General features: G+C 70.6%; 3 protein-coding genes. All 3 read right to left on the bottom strand.

Annotation, left to right across the window (positions count from 1 at the left end; genetic code table 11):
- Positions 1-96: 96 nt before the first annotated feature.
- Positions 97-1,296 carry an FMNH2-dependent alkanesulfonate monooxygenase gene (gene ssuD / locus Y694_RS20655; RefSeq protein ID WP_036236096.1) on the bottom strand — a complete coding sequence of 400 codons (1,200 nt, stop codon included), beginning with the start codon at positions 1,294-1,296 and terminating at the stop codon, positions 97-99.
- A 43-nt stretch (positions 1,297-1,339) separates the two neighbouring features.
- Entirely contained in the window at positions 1,340-2,335 is a 996-nt protein-coding gene (locus Y694_RS20650; RefSeq protein ID WP_036236094.1) for an aliphatic sulfonate ABC transporter substrate-binding protein, read from the bottom strand.
- A gap of 10 nt (positions 2,336-2,345) precedes the next feature.
- Positions 2,346-3,286, bottom strand: a 941-nt coding sequence (locus Y694_RS20645) for a sulfonate ABC transporter substrate-binding protein (protein WP_036236092.1), incomplete at its 5' end; no start/stop codon positions are given.

The following is a 3,286-nucleotide window of genomic DNA, read 5'->3' as shown; positions in this document are numbered from 1 at the left end:
TCCGTCGCGGCGCAAGCCGGGACGGCGCGGCACCGCTCGCCGGCGCGGGCTCGGCGGCATCGATGACGAACATGGTGGGCTCCTTCCGGCCGTCGATCAGCTGGCACTCACGCGCACCGGCGCGACGGCCGGCGGCGGCACGAAGCTGTTGGCGACGATCTCGCCGAACGGCCCGCTGAGCACATGGGTCGCCGCCGCCGCGCCGGTCTCGCGCTGCAGCGGCAGCAGCGGGAACACCAGCTCGGCCACGCGGTGAGCCTCTTCAAGGTGCGGATAGCCCGACAGGATGAAGTGATCGAGCCCGAGCGCCGCGTACTCCTTGATGCGCGCGGCCACCTGCTCGGGGTTGCCGACCAGCGCCGTGCCGGCGCCGCCGCGCACCAGGCCCACGCCGGCCCACAGGTTGGGCGAGATCTCCAGGCCCTCGCGGATGTTGGCGCGGTTGAACTTGCCCTTGTTGAGCTCGGCCATGCGGCGCTGGCCCACCGAATCCATCTGCCCGAAACGCTGCTGTGCGGCGGCGATGGTGGCGTCGTCCAGGTGCGAGAGCAATGCACCGGCAGCGCGCCAGGCCTCGTCCTCGGTCTCGCGCACGATCACGTGCAGGCGGATGCCGAAGCTCAGCGTGCGCCCGTGCTTCGCCGCGCGGCGCCGGATGTCGGCCACCTTCTCGGCCACCGCGGCCGGCGGCTCGCCCCAGGTGAGGTAGGTGTCGAACTGCTCGGCCGCCAGCTCGTGCGCCGCCTCCGACGAGCCGCCGAAGAACAGCGGCGGATAGGGCCTCGCGATCGGCGGGTAGAGCAGCTTCGCGCCCTTCACCTGCAGATGCTTGCCGTCGAAGTCGACCGCGTTCTGCGGCTCGTGCGAGCGCGCGATCACCTCGCGCCAGATCTTCATGAACTCGACCGACTGCTCGTAGCGTTCGGCGTGGCTCAGGAACTGGCCGTCGCCGGCCAGCTCCTCGGCGTCGCCGCCGGTCACCAGGTTCACCAGCAGGCGCCCGCCGGACAGCCGATCGAAAGTGGCCGCCATGCGGGCCGACTGCGACGGCGCCACCAGCCCCGGCCGCAAGGCGACCAGGAACTTCAGGCGCCGCGTCTCGCCGATCAGGCTGGACGCCACGACCCACGGGTCCTCGCAGGAGCGACCGGTCGGGATCAGCACGCCCTCGTAGCCCAGGCTGTCGGCCGCGATCGCGACCTGGCGGAAGTAGTTGTAGTCCGCAGCGCGTGCGCCTTGCGCGCTGCCGAGGTAGCGCGAGTCGCCGTGGGTGGGAATGAACCAGAGCAGCTTCATCGCTCGTCTCTCCTTCGTCTTCGGTCGTGTCGTTCTTGTTGTCTCAGCGGGCGGCGTTCGCGAGGCGCGCCGCCCCCGGGGCGCCGGGCTGCCACACGATCTCGGCCACCGCCACCGGCTTGGGGATCAGCCCGAGCTGCTGGAAGGCATCGGCCACGCGTTGCTGGTCGGCCACCAGCGCCGGCGACAGCGGCTTCACCGGCGATGGCGGGCGGCGCGAAATGAACAGGTGCACCGTCGCCAGGCTCAGGCCGCTGAAGTCGGCGATGAACTGCGCGGACTCCTTGCGGTGCGACTGCACGTAGGCATCGGCCTGCGTCAGCTCGTCGAGCAGGACCTGCACCGCTTGCGGGTGGTTCTGCGTGAACGCGGTCGATGCCAGGTAGAAGGAGTTGTTGCCCGACAGGCCCACGCCATTGCTCAGCACGCGCGGTTGGATGTCGAGCTCGGTCGCGGCGTAGTAGGGGTCCCAGATGGCCCAGGCGTCGACGCTGCCGCGCTCGAAGGCGGCACGCGCGTCCGACGGCGGCAGGTAGATCGGCGTGATGTCGCTCCACTGCAGCCCGGCCTGCGCCAGCGCGCGCACCACGAGGTAATGCGCGCTGGAGCCCTTCTGGAACGCGACCTTCCTGCCCTTCAGGTCGGCCAGCGTGCGCAGCGGCGAGTCGGGCTTCACGAGGATGGCCGAACTCTGCGGCTTGGGCGGCTCGGCGCCGACGTAGCGCAGGTCCTTGCCGGCCGCCTGCGCGAACACCGGCGGCGAGTCGCCGGTCAGGCCGATCTCCAGGCTGCCGACCGCCAGTGCCTCCAGCAGCTGCGGCCCGGCCGGGAACTCGATCCACGACACCTTGCTGTCGGGGAAGCGCTTCTCCAGCGCACCCTGCTGCTTGAGGATCACCAGGTTGACGGCGCTCTTCTGGAAGCCGATGCGGATCTCCTTCGGTGCGGCTGGCTGGCTGTGCGCCTCCGGCGCGAACCCCAGCAGCCCGGTGGCCAGCGCCAGCACGCCGGCGAACAACGCATGTCGATGGAAGCTCATCGCCGTGACCTCAGGGCTGCTTCTGCGCGACGCGCACCGCGGGCAGCGCGTCGGCCACGCGGATCGGCTTGGGGATCAGCTTGAGCTCGTGGAACACGTCGGCGATCTGCTGCTGCTGCGCCGCGACCTGCTCGCTGAGCGGCGTGACATTGAAGTTGTAGCGGCGCAGCGCGAGCTCGACGATCTCCGGGTCCAGGCCCTGCAGTGGCGCAATGATCGCCGCGGCGCGCTTCAAGTCGGCCTTCAGCCAGCGGCCCTGCTCCTGCGAATCGGCGAACAGCGCCTGGATCACGTCGCCGTTCTTCTGCACGAACTTGCGCTCGGCCAGGTAGAACAGGTAGTTGTTGGCGACGCCGTTGCGGCCGTCGACCAGCACGCGCGCACCGGTCTGCTTCTCGACCGCGGCGAGGAAGGGATCCCAGATCGCCCAGGCATCGACCGCGCCCTTCTCGAAGGCGGCACGCGCATCGGCCGGCGGCAGGAAGACCGGCTGGATGTCGGCGTACTTCAGGCCGGCCTTCTCGAGCGCGCGCACCAGCAGGTAGTGCACGTTCGAGCCCTTGTTCAGCGCGACCTTCCTGCCCTTGAGCTCGGCCACGCTCCTGATCGCCGAGCCCTGCGGCACGACGATGGCCTCAGCCTCCGGCGCGGCCGGGTCGTGGCCGATGTAGACGAAGTCGGCGCCGGCCGCCTGCGCGAAGATCGGCGGCGCCTCGCCCACATGGCCGATATCGACCGAGCCGACGTTCAGGCCTTCCAGCAACTGCGGCCCGGCCGGGAACTCGACCCACTTCACACCCACGCCCAGCGGCGCGAGCTTCTTCTCCAGCGAGCCCTGCGCCTTCTGCAGCACGAACAGGCTGGCCGACTTCTGGTAGCCCACGCGCAGCGGCTCGCGCGCCGCGCCCGAGGACTGTGCACGCGCCAGCGGCCAGGTGCCGAGCGCCGCGG

Origin of the sequence: Methylibium sp. T29-B (assembly GCF_000576225.1) — a bacterium.
In the GTDB taxonomy this organism is placed as follows: Bacteria; Pseudomonadota; Gammaproteobacteria; order Burkholderiales; family Burkholderiaceae_C; genus Methylibium; species Methylibium petroleiphilum.
The sequence above is the reverse complement of the archived record's forward strand: the minus strand, read 5'-3'. Positions and strand labels throughout refer to the sequence as shown.

What these genes read in the sequence shown, in the direction of transcription:
- Y694_RS20650 (WP_036236094.1), bottom strand. Translation starts at nt 2,335, where the DNA reads ATGAGCTTCCATCGACATGCGTTGTTCGCCGGCGTGCTGGCGCTGGCC.
- ssuD (WP_036236096.1), bottom strand. Translation starts at nt 1,296, where the DNA reads ATGAAGCTGCTCTGGTTCATTCCCACCCACGGCGACTCGCGCTACCTC.